Raw genomic sequence first — 238 nt, forward strand, 5'->3', positions numbered from 1 at the left:
TTGAGCGCTCACGCTTATCGGCTGTAAATTAAAGACAGACTCAGGGGTCTGTAGCTCAGTCGGTTAGAGCACCGTCTTGATAAGGCGGGGGTCGTTGGTTCGAATCCAACCAGACCCACCATTGTCTGGCGGTAGGTACCTGAGGGAATCTGTACTCATGGGGGCATAGCTCAGCTGGGAGAGCACCTGCTTTGCAAGCAGGGGGTCGTCGGTTCGATCCCGTCTGCCTCCACCAATC

General features: G+C 55.9%; 2 tRNA genes. Both read left to right on the plus strand.

The features are described from left to right. Positions 1–44 precede the first annotated feature (44 nt). A tRNA-Ile gene (locus U4Z64_RS37510) sits at positions 45–121 on the plus strand. Between the two features lie 38 nt (positions 122–159). Next, positions 160–235 (plus strand) — tRNA-Ala (locus U4Z64_RS37515). The last annotated feature ends 3 nt before the right edge of the window (positions 236–238 follow it).

Origin of the sequence: Burkholderia sp. BCC1996, from assembly GCF_905339955.1 — a bacterium.
Lineage (GTDB): Bacteria > Pseudomonadota > Gammaproteobacteria > Burkholderiales > Burkholderiaceae > Burkholderia.